18 protein-coding genes and 1 pseudogene are annotated in these 17,953 nt (G+C 54.4%); 14 read left to right on the top strand and 5 right to left on the bottom strand.

Going from position 1 to position 17,953, the window contains the following annotated elements:
• Positions 1–10 precede the first annotated feature (10 nt).
• Complete coding sequence (locus ACR3FB_RS04705) at positions 11–679, top strand: TetR/AcrR family transcriptional regulator (protein ID WP_170665875.1); 669 nt, start codon at positions 11–13, stop codon at positions 677–679.
• A 314-nt stretch (positions 680–993) separates the two neighbouring features.
• Here ACR3FB_RS04705 and ACR3FB_RS04710 read toward each other — a convergent pair whose 3' ends face one another.
• The gene (locus tag ACR3FB_RS04710; protein WP_480564563.1) at positions 994–1,953 is read right to left on the bottom strand and encodes a glutaminase; all 960 of its coding nucleotides are present in this window, start codon (positions 1,951–1,953) and stop codon (positions 994–996) included.
• Positions 1,931–3,370 carry an alanine/glycine:cation symporter family protein gene (locus ACR3FB_RS04715; protein WP_480564566.1) on the bottom strand — a complete coding sequence of 480 codons (1,440 nt, stop codon included), beginning with the start codon at positions 3,368–3,370 and terminating at the stop codon, positions 1,931–1,933. The genes ACR3FB_RS04710 and ACR3FB_RS04715 overlap by 23 nt, the downstream gene beginning before the upstream one ends.
• Positions 3,371–4,043: 673 nt before the next feature.
• Here ACR3FB_RS04715 and ACR3FB_RS04720 point away from each other — a divergent pair.
• From ACR3FB_RS04720 to ACR3FB_RS04740, 5 genes are read left to right on the top strand one after another with little or no spacing between them, the layout of a single operon-like run.
• A complete protein-coding gene (locus tag ACR3FB_RS04720) occupies positions 4,044–5,177 on the top strand; it encodes an ABC transporter substrate-binding protein (RefSeq protein ID WP_425084934.1) in 1,134 nt (377 codons plus the stop codon).
• A 49-nt stretch (positions 5,178–5,226) separates the two neighbouring features.
• Entirely contained in the window at positions 5,227–6,147 is a 921-nt protein-coding gene (locus ACR3FB_RS04725) for a branched-chain amino acid ABC transporter permease (RefSeq protein WP_480564569.1), read from the top strand.
• Positions 6,144–7,121, top strand: coding sequence for a branched-chain amino acid ABC transporter permease (locus ACR3FB_RS04730; protein ID WP_480564572.1), 978 nt, complete (start codon positions 6,144–6,146; stop codon positions 7,119–7,121). The genes ACR3FB_RS04725 and ACR3FB_RS04730 overlap by 4 nt, the downstream gene beginning before the upstream one ends.
• Positions 7,118–7,867, top strand: coding sequence for an ABC transporter ATP-binding protein (locus ACR3FB_RS04735; RefSeq protein ID WP_480564575.1), 750 nt, complete (start codon positions 7,118–7,120; stop codon positions 7,865–7,867). Before ACR3FB_RS04730 ends, ACR3FB_RS04735 begins: the two co-directional genes overlap by 4 nt.
• Positions 7,864–8,550: an ABC transporter ATP-binding protein gene (locus ACR3FB_RS04740; protein WP_425084930.1), complete on the top strand. Its 687-nt coding sequence runs from the start codon at positions 7,864–7,866 to the stop codon at positions 8,548–8,550. The genes ACR3FB_RS04735 and ACR3FB_RS04740 overlap by 4 nt, the downstream gene beginning before the upstream one ends.
• Positions 8,551–8,776: 226 nt before the next feature.
• Here the strand turns inward: ACR3FB_RS04740 and ACR3FB_RS04745 are convergent, their stop codons facing one another.
• Both ACR3FB_RS04745 and ACR3FB_RS04750 read right to left on the bottom strand, forming a co-directional pair.
• Positions 8,777–9,028, bottom strand: coding sequence for a DUF6552 family protein (locus tag ACR3FB_RS04745; protein ID WP_425084929.1), 252 nt, complete (start codon positions 9,026–9,028; stop codon positions 8,777–8,779).
• Entirely contained in the window at positions 9,018–9,722 is a 705-nt protein-coding gene (locus ACR3FB_RS04750) for an SDR family oxidoreductase (protein WP_480564578.1), read from the bottom strand. Before ACR3FB_RS04750 ends, ACR3FB_RS04745 begins: the two co-directional genes overlap by 11 nt.
• 98 nt (positions 9,723–9,820) lie before the next feature.
• Between ACR3FB_RS04750 and ACR3FB_RS04755 the strand changes: the two genes are divergently transcribed.
• Positions 9,821–10,699: a LysR substrate-binding domain-containing protein gene (locus ACR3FB_RS04755; RefSeq protein WP_480564581.1), complete on the top strand. Its 879-nt coding sequence runs from the start codon at positions 9,821–9,823 to the stop codon at positions 10,697–10,699.
• 302 nt (positions 10,700–11,001) lie between these two features.
• Positions 11,002–11,160 (top strand): hypothetical protein, encoded by a 159-nt coding sequence (locus tag ACR3FB_RS04760; RefSeq protein ID WP_480564584.1) that lies wholly within the window; start codon positions 11,002–11,004, stop codon positions 11,158–11,160.
• Between the two features lie 164 nt (positions 11,161–11,324).
• Here the strand turns inward: ACR3FB_RS04760 and ACR3FB_RS04765 are convergent, their stop codons facing one another.
• Positions 11,325–11,690, bottom strand: coding sequence for a winged helix-turn-helix transcriptional regulator (locus ACR3FB_RS04765; RefSeq protein ID WP_425084925.1), 366 nt, complete (start codon positions 11,688–11,690; stop codon positions 11,325–11,327).
• Positions 11,691–11,820: 130 nt separating this feature from the next.
• Here ACR3FB_RS04765 and ACR3FB_RS04770 point away from each other — a divergent pair, with 130 nt between their 5' ends.
• The 6 genes and pseudogenes from ACR3FB_RS04770 (at position 11,821) to ACR3FB_RS04795 (ending at position 17,913) form a co-directional block, all read left to right on the top strand.
• Positions 11,821–12,429 (top strand): NAD(P)H-dependent oxidoreductase, encoded by a 609-nt coding sequence (locus ACR3FB_RS04770; RefSeq protein ID WP_480564587.1) that lies wholly within the window; start codon positions 11,821–11,823, stop codon positions 12,427–12,429.
• Positions 12,416–13,135: a glutathione S-transferase family protein gene (locus ACR3FB_RS04775; protein ID WP_170555710.1), complete on the top strand. Its 720-nt coding sequence runs from the start codon at positions 12,416–12,418 to the stop codon at positions 13,133–13,135. The genes ACR3FB_RS04770 and ACR3FB_RS04775 overlap by 14 nt, the downstream gene beginning before the upstream one ends.
• 197 nt (positions 13,136–13,332) lie before the next feature.
• Positions 13,333–14,523, top strand: a complete 1,191-nt coding sequence (locus ACR3FB_RS04780; RefSeq protein ID WP_480564590.1) for a low temperature requirement protein A — start codon at positions 13,333–13,335, stop codon at positions 14,521–14,523.
• Entirely contained in the window at positions 14,516–15,478 is a 963-nt protein-coding gene (locus ACR3FB_RS04785) for an ion transporter (RefSeq protein ID WP_480564593.1), read from the top strand. The genes ACR3FB_RS04780 and ACR3FB_RS04785 overlap by 8 nt, the downstream gene beginning before the upstream one ends.
• Before the next feature lie 588 nt (positions 15,479–16,066).
• Entirely contained in the window at positions 16,067–17,011 is a 945-nt protein-coding gene (locus tag ACR3FB_RS04790; protein ID WP_480564596.1) for an MBL fold metallo-hydrolase, read from the top strand.
• A gap of 63 nt (positions 17,012–17,074) precedes the next feature.
• Positions 17,075–17,913: pseudogene (locus tag ACR3FB_RS04795) on the top strand (IS5 family transposase).
• The last annotated feature ends 40 nt before the right edge of the window (positions 17,914–17,953 follow it).

Here is a 17,953-nt window from a genome sequence, read left to right on the forward strand (position 1 = left end):
GGTTTTTGAGATGCCACAACATGCTGTAAAAGAAAGAAAAAGAGCTCCGTCGCGGCGATCCGTCGCCGCGAGAGAACGAATCTTCGATGCTGCAGAACAGGTTTTTGCTGAGAGGGGATTCGAGGGCGCTTCAATTCGAGACATTGCTGAACGCGCAGGTGTTCGAAAGGCCAATGTGAATTTTCACGGGGGTCCTAAAGAAGAGCTGTTCGAGCGCATAGTGGCGCGCCGGGCTTCCGAACTCTCTGAAGAGCGACTCTCTAGAATTGAATTGTTGGACGCACAGTCGGACTGGAGTGTCGGTGATTTGTTGTCAGCCTTCATGCTGCCGCTCGTTTCGCGAGCATTCAGCGGAGATCCTCAGTGGCTTGCCTATGCTCGAATAGTGGCGATTGTATCGGCTGATACACGGTGGCGAGAATTGGCTCAAACACACTTTGATCCTGTGGCCATGAGGGTTGTAGAAAAGCTGTGCTCAAAACACCCTGAGGCTAGTCCAGAACGAGTTGCGGGCGCGTTGGTGTTTGCCGTGTCTTCAATGCTCGCCCTGTGTACGTCGCAGTGGCGAATTTTGGCCCTAAGCGGAAACATTGGCGAGGCGGATCGCGAGAGCATGACCTTGAACCTTTTGAGTTTCTGTGAGGCAGGCTTAATTGGCAGTTTGCAGAAAGCGGAGTGATTGACAGCAGCGCCTCGGTCTTGCCAGAAAATCTAGCTAAGGCCTTATAACCATTGGATAACAAGTCGCGCGAGTTGATTGCCGAGAAGTTACCCTTGGAGCAGTCTTGTCATAAGAACTTGGTTTGATGCGGGTAGGGGGCTTTCTAAGCTTCTATCCATGAAAAGATGATCGCCGCTCAAAGTGCTGTAAACCTATTCTCGGATCACTCGTCTGACATCGCCGCCACCCATACCGGTCTGACTTCAGTTGTGTCCTCTGCCGGTCACTAAAGTGGAACTAAATTCATTTGGAACCGGTTCACCCAATCCGGGTCATACACTTGGTCCGAAAATGGACCACCCCGTGGCGCGTACAAGTTCTTGAAAGGCGATTGTTGCTAAATGGGAATTGCCTTTTTGATCGAGCCCGGGGCCCCAGGCGACAACAGATGCGATACCAGGTACAACGCACAGGATTCCGCCGCCAACACCGCTTTTCGCTGGAAGGCCAACACGGAAGGCAAATTCGCCCGAGGCATCGTAGGATCCACACATCATCATGAGCGCAGTAACTCTTCTTGCTCTTTGCGCTGACAATACTGTGGCGCCGGTAGCCGGATTTTGACCCGCCGCCGCAAGAAAACGACCTGCTAGCGCCAGCTGTTCGCAAGACATGGCGATGCTACACTGTCGAAAGTAGAGCGACAGAACATCCTCTACGGGAGCCTTAAGGTTGCCTTCCGCCTGCATAAAATGGGCAAGCGCACGATTTCTGGAACCGGTTCGGATCTCTGAGTCCGCAACCGACACATCAACCTCAATCGAGTTGTCCTCCGAAAGCTCTCGGCACAACGTCAAAAGGTCGTTGATAGCCTCGTCAGCAGAACGGTTTTCGAGCAGAATATCGGCCACTACGATCGCACCGGGGTTGATAAACGGGTTCCTTGGAATTCCGCGCTCGTGTTCAAGCTGAACGATCGAATTGAACGGATCGCCGGAAGGTTCTCGGCCAACTCTTTGCCACAAGGTGGCGCCAACCTGTTGCAGCGCCAAAGTAAGCGAGAACACTTTTGAGGTGCTTTGGATTGAAAACAGCGTGCCCGCGTCCCCAGCAGACACTAGCGGACCGTTGATGGGTGCAACGGCAATACCGAATTGGTTCAGATCAACTGTGGCGAGTTCTGGAATATACTGTGCTACCTTCCCCCTGTCGGACATGCCGGCAATGCGATCTGCGATATCGTCCAAGACTTCCTGAAGCCTTTCGCTTTCAGTGGTTTTGATTGTCGGCATGGATCTCCTCCGTCCAGACAGTGTGATCTACGCCCTTACTCAGCTCGGGAAATTTGCTTGCGACAAAGCGAGGTTCAACGTTCTGTCGGCGTTGCGAGAAATAATCGACCGTTAGTCTGTAGACGGTTCCAGACAGCAGCACTATTGCTATCAAATTGATGGTCGCCATTATTCCCATGGCCGCATCCGCGAAGTTGAACACAGTGGCAACAGCTTGCACAGCGCCCCAGACAACCATTGCAAGGCAACCCAAACGCAAGATGTAAATCGGTAATTTGCCTTCCAATTTTAGGAAGGTCATCGCGTTTTCGGCATATGAGTAGTTACCAAGTATGGATGTGAAGCCAAAAAAGACGATAGCAATCGCGATAAAGTGGCGGCCGATTTCGCCGAGATGGACCGCTGCCGCGTCTTGAGTCAGTCGCATTCCGGTAGGTCCATCAATTTCGATCGCGCCCGACAGAAGAATAAGCAGTGCAGTTGCCGTTGCGACCAAAATCGTATCCACAAAACACCCAAATGCCTGGACGAAACCTTGGCTGGAAGGGTGGTGGGGATCAGGTGTTGCAACTGCTGCAATGTTTGGTGCTGAGCCCATGCCCGCTTCGTTGGAGAAAAGCCCCCGTTTGATACCGTTAAGCGCAGCAGCCATGACGCCTCCTGTCACGCCTCCTGCAGCTTCCTGAAGGCCAAACGCACCTGCAACAATCGACCACAACATAGCGGGTACTTCGGAAATGTTCAGGACTACGACAATACAGGCAAGCAAGAGGTAGAGACCTGCCATGAGCGGTACAACGATCTCTGCAAACTTTGCGATGGTTCTTATTCCACCGAATATGACTACCGCTGCGGCTGCGGCCAGCGCTATGCCAACGACCAATTTGTTTAACCCGAACGCGCCCTCGAAAGCTTCAGCAATCGAGTTGGATTGGACGGCGACAAAAACCAAACCAAAGCTGACAATCAGGCAGATTGAGAAAATGACTCCAGCCCAAGGAGCGTTCAGGGCGTTGGCCATGTAGAACGCAGGACCTCCCCTGAACCTTCCGTTAGAAGACGTGACTTTGTAGAGTTGAGCCAAAGTACTTTCGGAATACGCGGTGGCCATTCCAACCAATGCCACGATCCACATCCAAAAGATTGCGCCTGGACCTCCCAAGGTCAGAGCGACCGCTACGCCAGCAAGGTTTCCAGTGCCGACGCGTGAGGCTAAACTTACTGTCAGCGCTTGAAAAGGAGTAATACCTCTTTTGTCCGTGCTCTTCGCAGACGTCAGGACGCGCAACATTTCCCCAAAATGGAGAAACTGAAGCGCACCGAGTCGAATTGTAAAAAAGATACCGGTCCCAAGAAGACCGTAGATCAATACGTAGTTCCAAAGAACCGTGTTTATGCCGTTAACCAATATTTCCAAAGCGCGCCCCTTGAGAATTCAAGCACTTCCAGGAAGGCAAAAAAGAGTCTGCCTATTTTTTCATCATGCACGAAGATGCGGCGGTTGTCAGGAATATGCTGCGAAGAATCTCTAAACGCTTGGCGCGCGGGTCATTGAAGTTGTGCCACAAATTCATGATAACATATGCGTTGGCAGTGCGCATGGTAGAGTCTGTGCCGTAGTGCTTCGAATTGTACTGGCTGAAACGTCCTGAGGGACAAAAACGATCCTCCTAACCTCACCGAACGGGGGCGGACACTTGCGCAGTCGCAGCGAACCATCGCTTTGTCCGCAAATTAGACGTTCATGCACGTCGCAGCAAGTGTCTGGTTCTATCCCTGCAGCATACTAATTGACCGCAACCGTTGTCTCCGTGTGGCGACACGGCAATTTAGCAAATAGCATTTTAGGATAACGGATAAGGGGCTCCAGCTTAGCTTTCCGCCTCGCAATGCGTCCCCAATTTCTGAGAATTTAGGTACTAATAACCAATATGGGCCTTAGATATTGAAAACTTGCACTGGACATTGCCTTTCTGAGCAGGAAAGCATCTCAATAATGACTGATTGCTAAAGCTGTAATCGCTGTACAACTTCAAACCTGGCCGGACAAATCCTGCCGGTGACAGTGAAAAATAACATAGGGGAAACTTATGACGTATAAATCGATTGCCATTGCCGCATCCATAGGGTTGCTGGCCACAGGGGCATTCGCAGAGACCAAGGTTGGCATGATTACCACTCTGTCCGGCGGTGGAGCCGGCTTGGGGATCGATGTGCGCGACGGTTTCATGCTGGGTATCAAGCAATCTGGGCGAGATGATATCGAGGTCGTCGTCGAAGATGATCAACGAAAACCCGACGTTGCCGTACAGCTTGCTGACAAGATGATCCAATCCGAGAAGGTGGATATCCTGACGGGCATAATCTGGTCGAACCTCGCAATGGCGGTTGTTCCGGCGGCAACGGCCCAAGGTAAGTTCTATTTGTCGCCGAACGCGGGGCCGTCGGCGCTGGCCGGTCAGGGCTGTCACGAAAATTACTTCAACGTTGCTTGGCAGAACGACAACCTGCACGAAGCAGCTGGCGCCTATGCCAACACAGCAGGGCATAGCAATAGCTTCATTCTCGCGCCGAACTATCCGGCGGGCAAGGACGCTTTGACTGGGTACAAGCGGTTCTTCCAAGGCGATCTTGCCGGTGAGATTTATACCGAGCTTGGCCAAACGGATTATGCTGCCGAGATTGCTCAAATCCGTGCGTCCGGCGCAGACAGTGTCTTTTTCTTCCTTCCCGGCGGAATGGGGATTTCGTTTCTCAAGCAATACGCAGATAGCGGGGTTGATCTGCCCGTCGTGGGTCCGGCGTTTTCGTTCGATCAGGGCATCCTTCAAGCCGTCGGGCCCGCAGCACTTGGGATTGTGAATACCAGCCAATGGAACAAGGATATCGACAATCCAACAAATGCCGCGTTCGTTGAAAGCTTTTTGGCCGAGTACGGGCGGCTTCCGTCTCTCTACGCAAGCCAGGGCTTTGACACGGCACAGTTGATCGTTTCGGCGCTCGGATCGGCTGATGTCTCGGATCAAGACGCGTTCAGAGATGCATTGCGCGCGGCCGAATTCGACAGCACGCGTGGCGACTTTGAATTTGGTCCAAACCACCATCCGATTCAGACTATCTACGCGCGCGAAGTCATTCAGGAAGGGGATGTTTTCACCAACCGGATCATTGGTGTGGCGTTGGAAAACCACTCGGACGCCTACGCGGCAGATTGTAAAATGTAACCTGAGGCCGCCCCCAACTAAATGGCGGCGGCCCGTTTTTGCTCAAACCGTGACTTTCATCCTTATCGCCGAGCAGATTCTGAACGGAATACAGTTCGGCTTCATGCTCTTTCTCATGGCAGCAGGCCTGACGCTGATCTTCGGCGTGATGGGCCTAATAAATCTTGCGCACGGATCACTCTACATGGTCGGCGCTTTTGCAGCTGCGGCGGCCGCTGCGGCGACGGGGTCTTTCTTGGCGGCCGTTGCAGCTGCCATTTCTGCGGCGGCCATGGCCGGGGTCATCGTCGAATTGGCAGTCATTCGTCGGCTCTATGCCCGTGATCACCTCGAGCAAGTGCTTGCGACTTTTGCGCTGATACTGATTTTCTCCGAGGGTACGCGATGGATCTTCGGTTCATTCCCGCTGTTTCTCGAAATTCCAAGCTATCTGTCCGGTCCCGTTTCATTGCCAGGCGGCATTCAGTATCCGCTCTATCGCCTCGTGCTCATCCTTGTAGGGCTTTTCGTGGCGGTTGGGCTGTGGCTCTTCATCTCACGGACCCGCATTGGCATTCAGATTCGTGCCGGAGAAAATGACCGCGAAATGATTGCAGCACTCGGCGTTGATATTGGTCGCTTGTACACGTTTGTCTTCGCGCTCGGAGCAGCGCTCGCCGGATTAGCGGGAGCACTTGTAGGTGCCATCCAATCGGTCCAGATCGGAATGGGTGAGCCGATCCTGATACTCGCTTTCGTCGTCATAGTGATCGGGGGCATCGGGTCCATTCGGGGGGCGCTTATCGGCAGTTTGCTGGTTGGTTTGACCGATACCCTGGGCGGCATCTTCTTGCCGGAACTGTTCAAACTGTTCATGGCGCCAGATGTTGCAACGTCGACTGGTTCGGCATTGGCATCAATGTCGATTTACGTTCTTATGGCCGGCGTGCTGATCTGGAGACCGACCGGGCTGTTCGGGGCAAGAGCATGATCACAGAAAAAGCACTAAACGTCATTCTCATGAGCCTGCTTCTTTGTGTGCCGCTTTGGGCTTGGGTCTCGGACGAACCATTCACAATTACATTGGCGACCCGAGCGGTCATCTTCGCTCTGTCTGCGGTTGGTCTCAATATCGCGCTTGGGCTGGGAGGACTCGTGAGCCTCGGACACGCGGTCTTCTTTGGGATTGGCGGCTATGCGATGGGTATTCTGGCTTTTCACGCGCAGACGTATTCGCCATTGATGGAATGGCCGTTCACGATTTCTGGCACCAAGCTAATGCCTGTGATCTGGTTGGTGGCAATACTGTTTTCAGGTGCTACCGCCTTTATTATCGGGCTTCTGTCGCTTCGAACTTCAGGCGTTTATTTCATCATGATCACTCTGGCCTTCGGGCAGATGTTTTTTTTCTTTGCAATCAGCTGGCCCGCCTATGGCGGAGAAGACGGCCTTTCCATCTACATTCGAAATTCGTTCCCGGGTATGAACACGCTTGATCCCATACAGTTCTTCGGAATCTGTTTTGCAATTCTGGGCTTAGTCCTTTGGCTAAACGTGCGGCTCGTAAAATCGCCCTTTGGGCTTGCGCTAAACGCGGCGCGGCAAAGCCCCGAGCGGGTAGAGGCGGTCGGGCTTGATCCGTTTCGGCTGAGACTCATTGCATTGGTGATTTCCGGCATGATCTGTGGGCTGGCGGGGGCGCTTTTTGCCGATCTTAATCGCTTCGTCAGTCCGACGATGTTCAGCTGGCAGATGTCAGGTGAACTGATCGTTTTCATAATCCTCGGAGGGTTGGGCCGGACGTTCGGGCCAGTTGCAGGCGCGACTCTGTTCGTCGTACTCGAGCATGCGCTTGGAGGCATTAGCGAATATTTCCTATTCTTTCTTGGTCTGCTTTTGTTGGCGGTCGTCCTTTTCGCCCGCGGCGGCCTGTACGGCGTCATCACGGGAAGGTCCGACCGATGATGCGGCCCGTGTTGCAAGTTGACGGTCTTACTCGACGCTTTGGCGCCCTGATTGCAAACGACGACGTGACATTGGACGTGAGGCCCCGCGAAGTTCACGCCGTGATCGGCCCAAACGGGGCTGGTAAATCGACGCTCATCGCTCAGATCTGCGGCGGCCTAAAGTCTGACGCAGGTTCGGTTCGCCTTCAGGGCCAGGATATCACTCACGAGACCACTAAAAACCGGGCAAGGCTCGGGCTAGGACGCACCTTCCAGATTTCCGCTCTAGCGTCAGACGACACCGTCTTGCAGAATGCCATGCTGGGCGCGCTTGGGGCCAAAGGCCGACCCTGGCAATTCTTCCTACCCGTTCTTGACGACAAAAACCTGCGCGATCACGCAGAGAATGCATTGCGTCGTGTGGACCTGATCGACTTTGCAGACAAGCGAACAGGCGAACTCAGCCATGGTCAGCGCCGCCAACTGGAAGTCGCAGTTGCGCTGACCCTTGAACCAAAGGTGTTCATACTGGACGAGCCAATGGCCGGTTTAAGCGCGGAAGGCACGAAGCTGCTCACGAAGCTGCTGAGTGACTTGCGAAATCAGGCTCCGATCCTGCTTGTGGAACACGACATGAATGTCGTCTTCAAATTGGCTGACCGAATAACGGTTCTTGACTACGGAAGCGTGATTGCAACCGGATCAGTCGAAGATATTCGCAAAAATCCAATAGTTCAGCGCGCCTATCTTGGAGAGGACCCATGAGCCTTCTTTCCATCTCCGGCCTAGTCGCAAGCTATGGCAAAAGCCAAGCCCTCTTTGGCGTTGATCTGACGATCGAAGCGGGCCAAGTCGTCGCCCTTATGGGGCGCAATGGTATGGGCAAGACGACCACCGTTCGCGCTATTTGCAGAATGATCGGAAGCAAAGGCTCGATGGTGTTTGCCGGCACCGACATTCGCAGACTGTCGAGCCACCAAGTGGCAAGGTTGGGCATCGGCCTTGTCCCCGAAGGCCGCCGCGCATTTTGCGATCTAACGGTGCTTGAAAACCTCGTAGCTGTTTCCCGGCCTGGCCATTGGGATATAGACAAGGTCGTTGCGCTTTTCCCGCGTCTCAGCGAGCGCGCCGATCAGCTTGCGGGCTCCTTGTCAGGCGGGGAGCAGCAAATGCTGGTCATAGGGCGCGCGTTAGTTACCAATCCACGCTTGCTCATACTGGATGAGGCTACGGAAGGGCTTGCGCCTAATATCAGACGAGAAATCTGGGCGACTGTGGAGCAACTGAAACGGGAATCTGGTCTTTCAATTCTGGTAATCGACAAATCGCTTAGCGAGTTGCGAGCGGTCTGTGATCACGCGACAATCCTTGAGCGAGGCAGATCGGTCTGGTCAGGCGCAATTGGCGATCTGGATAGTGAAATCAGCCAGCGGCATCTCGGCGTGTAGTTGTAAAAATGCCCAAGCCTTGAAAACTACCACGCGGGTACCAAACCGCTTTTGTTGGATCGACGCAAATTCAGAATAGCTGTCAAGAAGCGAACCGCATTGTTTTTGTCTGGATGGGATGTCCGTTTTAGTCCGCAAAGCGGTCGCTCGGGAAATTTCGGCGAATGACCGCTCCAAGCCCACACCTCCCTAATGCTTCCCAGCGCCAGATGGTTGTTCTCGCTCATCAGTCGCTAACCATACCAGCAATCATTGCGCCTAGCGCGACAAGGTGGACAAGCATCAGCGCCTTGTCATTCCACAGTGCGCCAACGGCGAACCAACCAACGACACCGACAAGAAACATGTATAGGTTCCAAGGTGCCCAGCCAAAACCCGTCGCAGTGTATCCCATGATCTGAACGGCGGATGCGCCCCACTTGACCGCGAAGACAAGGCGCTCGCGAGGCGATCCAAGGACCAAAACATCAGACTGCACGGGTCAAGCCTCCGTCGATACGCAGGTTTTGTCCCGTCATATAGCCACCATCTTCCGAGGCGAGCCACGAAATAAGAGAAGACACCTCCGACGCCAACCCGTAACGCCCCATGGGAATACGCGCTTTGCGGTCTTCGGTTTCGGGCAGGCTGTCGATGAAGCCTGGAAGGACGTTGTTCATACGAATGTTGTCTGACGCATATTTGTCCGAGTAAAGCTTCGTGAATGCAGCAAGCCCGGCCCGGAATACCCCCGACGTTGGAAAAAGAGGGTCGGGTTCGAATGCCGCAAAGGTTGAGATGTTGATGATTGCTCCGCCGCCCTGCGCCTGCATTGTGGGTGTGACAAGCCTTGTCGGGCGGATCACGTTCATCAGGTAGACTTCCATCCCTTTATGCCATTCGTCGTCGCTGATTTCGAGAACCGGACCCTTCGGTCCGTGGCCAGCAGAGTTCACCAAGACATCAATACGGCCCCAACGATCCTTCGCACCCTCGACCAAAGCGTTCAGCGCTTCTCCGTCAAGGTTAGAGCCGGTCACGCCAAAGCCGCCGAGTTCTCCGCCGAGCGCCTCACCCTTGCCGGACGAGGACAGGATGCCAACCTTGAACCCATCTTCCGCCAATTTACGGGCTGCATCCGCTCCCATGCCGCTACCGCCCGCTGTGACTAGAGCTACTTTTTCTACTGACATAACGAGTGTCCTTTCATGATTGGACTATATATGGATATCAATATGAGAGAGATCGATTGAGAATTGATGTTACATGACAGTAGAAATACTATCGCAAAATGACTGACCTTCCCCCGCTCAATAGTTTGCGTGCTTTCGATGCAGCAGGCCGCCGCCTTAGTTTCCGAGCCGCCGCTGATGAATTGGGCGTCACGCAAGGGGCCGTGGCGCAACAAGTGCGTCAGCTCGAAGCGCATCTTGATGTGGCCTTGTTTGAACGGGTGCCGAAGGGTCTGCGGTTTACATCGGTCGGACGCAGCTTTCACAACCAGATAGCTAACGTGTTCGCAGACCTTCGATCCGCAACGGCAGAGTTGAAGCCAGAGCCGAACAAAGTCCTTATCAGCGTCACCCCGACATTCGCAGCAAAATGGCTGATCCCCAACTTACCGGACTTTTCGGCAGCATACCCGAATATTGATTTGCGGATCATGGCCACTGAGAAAATCTCGAGCTTTCATAGCGACGGGATAGACCTTGCAGTGCGCCAAGGGTCGCCACCCTTCGGCGCTTCACTGGATGTAACGCTTTTGTTCAAGCAATCGCTCATCGCGGTAGCCGCGCCAAAATTCGCGGCCAAGGACGGTAGTCTCCTTGAGCCAGAAACCCTCGCCAAACTGCCGAAGATCCATGACACCCATGATCTATGGCCCAGCTACATTGCGCAATTAGGCGTCGAGGACCAGTCTCCCCGTGACCTCCGCTTGAGCCAAACGTCGCTTGCGGTCGACGCAGCCATCGCTGGGCAGGGCGTGGCCTTGGTAAGCCGGTTTCTAGTAGCTCATGACATTGAGGCCGGACGCTTGGTCGAGGTTGGTGCAGCCTGGGACGTGGGTAGAAATGACTTCTATGTCCTCATGTCGCGAGCAACTAAAAACCATGGGTCGGTGACCAACGTTGTGGCATGGCTCAAATCGCGCTCAGCGGAGAACACCTGAATGCCTTGAATGGGAAACAGTCATTCAAATCATTCGGGCGAATGGCGGTAAAGTCCGTATAGCGGTCGCTCGCGGTATTCAGGCGAACATCTGCTCCGAGCCCTCTTTGATCAATGCTTTACGGTGCCCCAATGACCGTAATGCACTGAAAGCTCACTTTGCAAAGTCTAGCGGACGGCCCAATGCCGCCGTTCAAGTGGTATAAACTCGCCGCAGCGCAGCTTCCCGGAAGCGGACGTTGATATTAGGTGCAGCATTCCGAGGGAATAAATGACGGCGCAGCGGACAAGGCGGAAATCGCAATGCATATCGACTGGTTTTTGCTGCCGCTTACTTGGCAAAGCCGCAGCCGCGGTGCGGCCGCCAAAGCAGCCGTTCGCTGTGGATGCCAGAACCAAATTCAAAAAACTCGTCGCCTGCGGGACAGCTTTTTCGTCACCTGTCGGTTCAAATGGTACTGAGCAGCCTACAGAAGGTTGTTCGCACTGCTTTCTTCGGGAAAGCAAACCCTTGGACTACTGTTGTAAGTAACCTTGTCACTTCATCCGCGGATTGGTGAAAACCTCATTCGGTACGCGGTCAAAAAAACTCAAGCTTTCAGATCAGTGAACACTGACTAAATTCATTACTTTAAGCCGTTAGGCAGCTCCTCGCTCCACTTTCGCAATTCGTCGAGAAACCCAAGTGCCGTGCAGCCAAGGTCAGTGATAGAATACTGCACGGAAACCGGTGCGGTATCCATCACGTGTCTGCTCACCAGCCCCTGATCCTCTAGCTGGCGCAGCCGCTCGGCAATCATCTTCTTACTGGCACCACCGATCATTCGCGCCAGGTCATTGAAACGTACGGGACCATCTTTGAGGTGCCACAAGATCGATCCGGTCCATTTTCCGCCAATGATCCGCATACCTCTTTCGATTGCGCATGGCTCCAGACAGGCCTCTGAGACCTGTCGACGACCTTTGGCGTCCTTTTCAATCCGCGCTCGCATCGTCATCCTTCCGCTAAGAAAATTAGGTTACTAAAAGTATACTAGTTGATTTCTCATACTTACACTCTCAAATGCTCTCTGAACCCGGCGAAAGTCAAGGGTTCAGAGATTGCACATATAGGATATAGACATGAGTAAAATCCTGATCGTAAATGGCACCCAGCCCTACGAATTCGCCCCCGGACAGTTGAACGCCAGCCTCGTCGAACGCGCACGTAACACGTTGGCCGCAATTGGCCACGAAGTACGCATAACCACCGTTGCTGATGGCTATGACGCAAATTCAGAGGTCGAGGCGCATGTTTGGGCAGATACGGTCATCATGCAATTCCCGGTAAACTGGATGGGCGTCCCATGGATTTTTAAGAAATATATGGATGAGGTCTACACAGCCGGAATGGATGGCCGCCTATGCGCAGGCGACGGTCGCACCGCCGACGCACCAAAGGCCAATTACGGCATGGGTGGATCACTGCACGGCAAGAAATACTTGCTGTCGGTTACATTCAACGCCCCGAAAGAAGCGTTCGATGATGCGTCCGAGCCTTTCTTAGCGGGCGCCAGTGTCGACGACCTGCTGGCGCCGATGCACCTGAACGCAAAGTTCTTTGCCATGCAGCCCCTTCCGACTTTTGCTGCATTTGATGTTATGAAGAACCCGGAAATCGAGGCCGATTTCGCTCGATTTGACGTACATCTGAAAACCACATTTGCCGAGGTTGAACATGTCCCAGCCTGATATCCATCTTTACACTGCGGGAACGATGAACGGGTACAAGCCGGTTATCTTTCTAGAGGAGGCAGGCGTCCCTTATGACCTGACTCACATCAACTTTTCCAAGCAGGAACAAAAGGCGCCGGACTATCTGGCGCTGAACCCTAACGGAAAGATCCCAACAATCGAGGATCGTTTGGAAGGGCGCGCCATCTTCGAATCCGGTGCAATCCTGTGGCATCTGGCCGAGAAATACGGAAAGTTCCTGCCTGCGGATCCAGTAAAACGGTCCGAGGTGATGCAATGGGTTCTGTTTCAAGTCGGCCATGTAGGCCCCATGATGGGACAGGCAATGTATTTCCAGCACATTGCAGCACCCAATGGCCACGAAGAGCCCTTTTCAATCCGCAGATACGTGGACGAAAGCCGCCGCTTGATGGAGGTGATGAATACACGTCTGGACGGGCGTGAATGGATCGCTGCGGACGAATACACCATTGCCGACATGATGCTGTACCCGTGGGCGCGTGCTCATGTCTGGGCACGGGTGGATGTATCGGACCTGCCATATCTGAACGCATGGTTCGACCGCATTGATGCCCGGCCCGCCGTGCAGCGGGCGTTGACCATTCCCAAGGCCAACCCTCAGTTCTGGGACGCCGCCGCAGATGCCAGCGCCTTTGCTAAGGAAAACGCAGCGCGGTTTTCGAGCGATGTGAAAGGAAGCTGAAGCGGTGAATGCCGGGTATTTCCGGCATGATCACCACACGATCGGACTGGAAATTCCAGTGCGCCTTCGCTGAACAACCGTTGCAGGGTTGCAAGGCGAGGGTCTCCAAGACAACCTTCATCCTATAGAAAAACACTAAATCGGGGTGATCGCTTGCCGACCACTACAACCTTGGAATTTTGAAGGGTCCCTAATTTATGGCACTGCATAACCACCCCATGTGGCGGAAGCCGCAACATCATCAAGACCTCGACCACACTCACGACCATGTCCACTGGGCCGAGTTGTTCTATGACCTGATCCATGTTGTGACGATCTTCCTTCTTGGGAACTACCTGTCACACCACCTCGATCTGAATGGGTTTCTTGTGTTCGCCGGTGTCTTCATCACGCTCTGGTACGCGTGGGGTGAGCTCAGTATTTTCAACTCGATCTACGTCAGCACCGATTTCTGGCATCGCCTGATCATGGCCGTGATGATCTGTACGGTGATGTTCATGGCCGCCGCCATCCCCGCCATCGACAGCAAGGGCTGGGTTTTCTTCGCGTTAGGTTTTGCCGCGAACAGAGCCATGATCGCCGCGCTATATTTCCGTGCTCAGCGAACCAATTCCTCGGGCGTTTCGATGTCGGCGGCACAGATCCGCAACTTCTCGGCCTTTGCAGTGATCTTTGCCATCACGGCGTTTCTGCCTAAACCGCTTGCCTATTGGGCGTTTGCTACCGCGATGGTTGCCACGCAGGCGATGTACATGATCCCCGGCGTCACTGTCCTGCGCTTTGAACGGTTCGTCCCGCGCCTCGGTCATATGGCAGAGCGGTTTGCCTTATTGACGCTGATCGTTTTGGGTGAAGGGTTCTTCAAACTAGTCGTCACACTGTCTGAGAAAGGCATCTACAAGGTTTCACCCGACGTGCTGGTCAACTTTGTTATTGGCGGCGTTTCGATGTTCGTGATGTGTTGGATCTATTTCGACTTCGTTGGCAACGCCAAACCTAAAGACAAAAAGGTTTCGACCTTGGTGATCTGGTGGCTTGCTCATCTGGTCTTGATGTTGTGTGGCGTCATGGTCGGCGTGGCCCTTGCGGCCGAGGTTAAGGTCGGGTTTTGGGAGCCTTACCCAACAGAATACGCTGCCATTGGCTGTTTCGGCCTTGCAGGCTATATCGCCATGCTTTGGGTACTTCAGAACGTCATTGAACACCGTGTGGCCTCAGATTTCGGGCGTTGGGATGTGCGGGTGTTTGGGATCGTTTTGGCAATCGCCTGTTTCTATGTTGTCCAGCATGTCCCCTCGTTGGTTGGCAATATGATTTGGGGCACAGCCTTGCTGTCGCAAATCGCGGTTCCCTTGATGCGCGCCAGAGCGAAGCTTCGCCATGACTGAAGCTGTGACAGGTGCAAACTACCTGAGAAAAAGAGTGTACTGGTGGCTCGAGCGCCCAGACCGTGCTGCGACCGGACCTTGGGTGCTTGAACTCGCACTAATCGCTCTGATCACGCTGAACGTGGCCGCCGTTATCCTTGAAACGGTCGATTCAATCTATGACCGCTGGGGGTTCGCACTCAATCTGTTCGAAAGTCTTTCATTGTTCGTTTTCGTAGTGGAGTACGCGGCTAGGCTTTGGGTTGCGACAGAAAACCCAATCTACAAAACGCGCGCATCCTGGGCCGTTTCTCCAATCGCTATAATCGACCTATTGGCCATACTCCCAGCGCTGCTTTACCTACTCTTTCCGGTTGACCTGCGGCTGCTAAGAACCTTCCGTATGTTGCGCTTGCTCAAACTCACAAGGTACTCACCCGCGCTCGGCATGCTGCTTGCGGTGTTCGAGGAAGAAGCGGGCGCCTTTTTTGCGGGTTTCTTCATCCTGATGGTGATGCTGATTTTTGCTGCAAGTGGCGCTTGGCTAGCAGAGCACGAGGCGCAACCAGAAGCCTTTGGCTCAATCCCAGCGGCGATGTGGTGGGCGATGGCGACTTTGACAACCGTCGGCTATGGCGACGTGACACCTATTACTGTGGCCGGAAAGATCTTCGGTGCTGCGATCACGGTGATTGGCATTGGTATGGCTGCATTGCCAGCAGGGATCATCGCAAGCGGTCTAAACGACCAGTTGCACCGCCGACGTGCGAGCTTGGAGCTCGAATTTCGAAAGGCGTTGGAAGATGGCGATATCTGCGAGGCTGATGAGAAGGAAATTGACGCTGTTCGCAAGCAATTGGGTCTCTCGCGCCGCGCTGCGGATCATATCCGCAACCGCGTGCATGCCGAAACGATGTCACAGGTTGATCACTGTCCCACCTGCGGTCAGCCAACGAAACAAAGTGACAATCCCTGATCGGTCACTTCCGTTCTGCACGCGTCAGTTTGACGACCCGAACAAGCTGTCTACCGTGTCTGAGATTTGCTTGGAAAAACGTGCAGTCAATTCGCTGGCGTTCGTTTTTTTTCGTACATTCCCCCAATCGCGTTCATCGAAATGGGAAAATACTGCACGGCTCCGATCAGATTAAATACCTGGGCGCGCAGTTCGATTTAACGCGTGCGTCGAAGAAATGCTTGCAAGCTAAATACCTTTGACTTTCTTGCCAACGGCCTGGAAACTCACAGCTACATCGGGCTCACGGCCGACCACGGAGGCAGCGCAGCATCAGCATGATCTGGCCTGCTTTGAGAGGCAAAGACGGCCCAAAGCGGTCGTTCGCCAGAACACTTTGGCGTTGCAGCGCAGCCAGTGATACCGGACCTTTGTCGATTGCGCGGCAATCAATGGATTTCCTTTGCAGAGCTCGCCTAGACCGAGCGGCGATTGGCTGATCACTGAATTTTCAACGGGCGCCGCATTCAACCTTAGTGTCACGCCGTCCCCATTACTGCTAGGGTAGCAACAGTGAGGGGTAGTCTCGAGAAATTTGGGAGAATGATCATGGACAGACGCGTATTCTTGGCCGGAACAGGCATCACTTCGGGCCTCGCTGCATTGGGGTGGAACGTCGCGCCCCTCGGAGCGAAAGGCCTCGTAGCGGCGCGGCGCTACCAGGTGGGCTCGGCGACGGTGCACGTGCTGTCCGATGGGTTCATTTCGATCGGACCTGAAATGCTCTCCGGTGTAACACCAGAAGAGTTCGCGACCTTGCTCGACAATGCGCACATAGCCACCGACGCGCATCCGAGTGCGGTCAATGCGTTTTTGGTCGAAATTGGTGATAGAAAAATATTGGTCGACGCGGGGACCGGCGAAATCTTCGGACCGACCCTTGGCAAGTTGCCCTCCGTGATGAACGCCCTCGGCTTTGATCCGGCCGCTATTGACACGGTGGTCTTCACCCATCTGCACGGCGATCACATCGGCGGCACGGTTTCGCCAGCTGGTAATCCTTATTTGAACGCGACACTCCGGGTAGCGAGCGCTGACATCGATTTCTGGACCAGCGAGGAGATTCAGGCGCAGGCTCCTGATGCCTTCAAAGCTGCGTTTGACCTTGCACGCTCCGCCCTCGATGGTTTTGGCGAACGGATTGAGCCTTTTGGTGCTGAAGAAACCGCAATCGCTCCTGGGCTCTCGACTATGGCGCTGCCCGGCCACACCGTCGGCCATACGGGCCTGATGCTCGAAAGTGACGGCGATGTCCTGCTTATTGCGGCCGACATTGTTCATGTTCCCGCGGTGCAACTCGCTATGCCCGCCGTGACCATTGGCTTTGACACTGATCAGGATTTGGCACGTGAAACCCGCGTCAAGACTATGGATATGGTTGCTGCGGATCGCATAATGATGGGCGGGTCGCACATCTCTCTTCCCGGTCTGGGATATCTGGAAACAGCCGGTGACGGATACCGATGGACGGCGGCGCGCCATCAGTATGGTTAGGGTCAGGACCCATTTATTTCCGCTTGGCTGCGTGATTCACGGTTCGAAAATCGAGCGGTGACCATGTCTGATCTTTTCTGGCTGTCGGATGCGCAGATGGCGCGTCTTGAGCCTTTCTTCCCCAAGTCCCACGGCACACCACGCGTTGATGATCGACGTGTGTTGAGCGGCATTGTCTTCATTAATCGCAATGGGTTGAGATGGCGCGATGCCTCTTCGGCGTATGGCCCACACAGTTGAAGGGGATCGTGGACCCAGTGGGGCCACGTAAGCCCCGGAAACGCTCTATAACCGTTGGAAGCGGTGGAGCGTCAAAGGCATCTTCGCCCGGATGATGGCTGGTCTGGCTGCCGAACACGGTGAAGAGAAGACTGTGATGGTCGATGCCACCGACCTGAAGGCCCACCGTACCGCAAGCAGTTTGGGCTTCAAAAAAGGGGCGCGGACGCCTGATTCACTGCCCGGCAGGCGCATCCGGAGGATGCTGCCGAGAGGGGCCGCACCAAGGGCGGCATGAACACCAAGTTGCATGCCATCTGCGACAGCCGGGGACGTCCCTCAACCTGTTCATCACCGCCGGTCAGGTCAGCGACTACATTGGTGTGCGGGCACTGCTGAGCGGCCTGCCGGATGTCGATTGGCCGCTCGGGGATCGTGGCTATGACGCCGATTGGTTCCGGGAGGCGTTGAAAGACAAAGGGATACGCGCCTGCATCCCCGGCCGGAAGCAGCGGAAGAAACCGGTTAAGTACGACAAGCGTCGTTACAAACGGCGCAACCGGATCGAGATCATGTTCGGCAGGTTGAAGGATTGGCGGCCTGTGGCAAGCCGCTACGACAGGTGCCCGAAGGTCTTCCTGTCAGCAATCGCCCTCGCAGCACTCGTTATCTATTGGCTATGAGTCCTGACCCTGGCGGTTCGACAAAACACGCTAGAATATC

The sequence above is a fragment of the Ruegeria sp. AO1 genome (genome assembly GCF_056535985.1).